This is a genomic window from Gammaproteobacteria bacterium (genome assembly GCA_013696315.1).
Classification (GTDB): domain Bacteria; phylum Pseudomonadota; class Gammaproteobacteria; order JACCYU01; family JACCYU01; genus JACCYU01.
In genome coordinates this window covers 1-2,068 of the sequence record JACCYU010000137.1, presented here as the reverse complement: position 1 = coordinate 2,068, position 2,068 = coordinate 1, and the positions used below count along the sequence as shown (strand labels likewise).

Here is a 2,068-nt window from a genome sequence, read left to right as displayed (position 1 = left end):
ATCAATCGCCGGACCTTCAGGAATGATGCCGTTCGGGTTGATGGTCTCGTGGCTGGTGTAGTAGTGCCGCTTGATGTGATCGAAGTCCACCGTCTCCGCCACCCCGGGCTGTTGATACAGCTCACGCAGGTAATTTCCAAGGTTGGGATAATCGATGATGCGCTGGCGGTTGCGCTTGAAGTGGGAATAATACACGGCGTCGAAGCGCACCAGAGTGACGAACAGCCGCCACTCTGCTTCGGTAATCTCAGGCCCGGCCAGATACCGCTGGCGCACCAGGCGCCGCTCCAGCGCGTCCAGCGTGTCGAACAGCCGCGCAAAGGCGGACTCGTACGCGCGTTGCATCGTCGCGAACCCACAGCGGTTAACGCCATTATTCACGTTGTCGCAGATGAGCCGGTTGACTTCATCGATTTCCGCGCGGCGTTCGCGCGGATTGTAATCGGTCGCCTCGTCGGTATGCGACGCAAACGCGCTATTAAACATACGGATAATTTCGGAGGACTCGTTGTTGACGATAGTGCGCCGCTCCTTGTCCCACAGCACCGGCACCTGCACGATGCCGGTGTAATCCCCGCGCGCGAGCTGATAGACCTCATACAGATAATCCGCGCCGTTGATCTCGTCGCGAGTGGCGCCTGGATACTCTCCTCGAAACGCCAGCCTTTGGTGCCCATGTGCGGATGCACCGCCGACATCGACACGAGTTTATCTAGGCGCTTCAGCTTCCGGAACAAAGTCGTGCGATGCGACCACGGACAGGCGTGCGACACATAAAGATGATAGCGACCGCGCTCGGCCTTGAAGCCGCCTTCGCCGCCCGGGCCGGGGATGCCGTCGGCTGTGATCCAGTCGCGGAACACCGAATCCTTGCGCACGAACGCGCACTGTTCGACTTCCTCTTCGAACCAGTCACCGCGCAGTTCACCGTTGACCATAAGCTCATGGCCCGACATTAAATCATATCCGGGAGAACCCGCGCGAGCCGATGGACTGTCGCGCAGCATGCAGGATGAAACGCGGCGCCCCCTGCGGTCCCGCCTTGCGATGCACTGTTATGGACCCGAAACCTGACCGGTAATACTACGCGCGCACCATGCGTGATCGGCCGCAGTGAGGTGACCAGCGCTATGAGCCTGAATTAGCTTGCATTTTTCTCTGGCATGGCGATTGCTTGTGGCACCGCGTCAATTCGGTCCACTTCGCAACGTTATCAGGAAAGGGGGGGTGAAATGGCTGGCAATGTGTTTAGAAATGTCACCTTGAAAGCGCTGGCGGCAACGGCGCTGCTCGGCGCCGCGCAAGTCAACGCGGCCGCGGTCTTTGATATCAGCGATACACAATGGGTGAGTCTGGGCGGCGGCGTTCGCACCAGCTTCGCGGCGGTCGAGGACGGCGCGGGCGCGGATGGCGACGACTATTCGAACGATTTCAACCTCGACAACGCCCGTATCTATATCAACGGCCAATTCCACGAATACGTCAAATTCGAATTCAACACCGAGTGCGTGTTCTGCGGTAACGCCGACCTGCAGGAGTACACGGTACTCGACGCAATCGCCAAGTTCGAGTTCAGCCCCGCGGTCAACATCTGGGCCGGACGTATGCTGGTGCCCGCGGATCGCGCGGAGATGAGCGGCCCGTTTTACGCAAACACCTACGACTTCAATCGAACGCCGTTTTATCCCGCCGATTTCAGCACCGACTTCGGTGCCGGCGGCGCCGGCGTTTATGGGCGCGATCACGGCGTAAATTTTTGGGGCGCCGCGGGGCCGCTGCAATACGTATTCGGGGTCTTCGACGGCCTGCGGAATGCCTCTAACGTCGATGACAATCTCCTCTACGGAGCGCGTGTCGCCTACAACTTCTGGGATGTAGAGAAGAACCCCGGCTACTACACCAGCAGCACCTATTACGGGCAGGGCGGAGATATTCTGACTATGGCGTACGCGGCGCAGTATCAGGAAGACGGCGCGGGCACCGCAGGCGCGCCGGCGGATTTCTTAGGGATGAGCGCCGACTTGCTGATGGAAAAAACCTTGGGCGGGGCGGGCGTGATCACCGTCGA

1 protein-coding gene and 1 pseudogene are annotated in these 2,068 nt (G+C 59.7%); one reads left to right on the top strand and one right to left on the bottom strand.

What is annotated here, in order from left to right; genetic code table 11:
* Positions 1-938, bottom strand: a pseudogene (locus tag H0V34_08135) (glutathione S-transferase family protein).
* A 294-nt stretch (positions 939-1,232) separates the two neighbouring features.
* On the opposite strand from H0V34_08135, the gene H0V34_08130 reads away from it, so the two are divergent.
* Positions 1,233-2,068: hypothetical protein (locus tag H0V34_08130; protein ID MBA2491656.1), on the top strand; the 836-nt coding region annotated here is incomplete at its 3' end.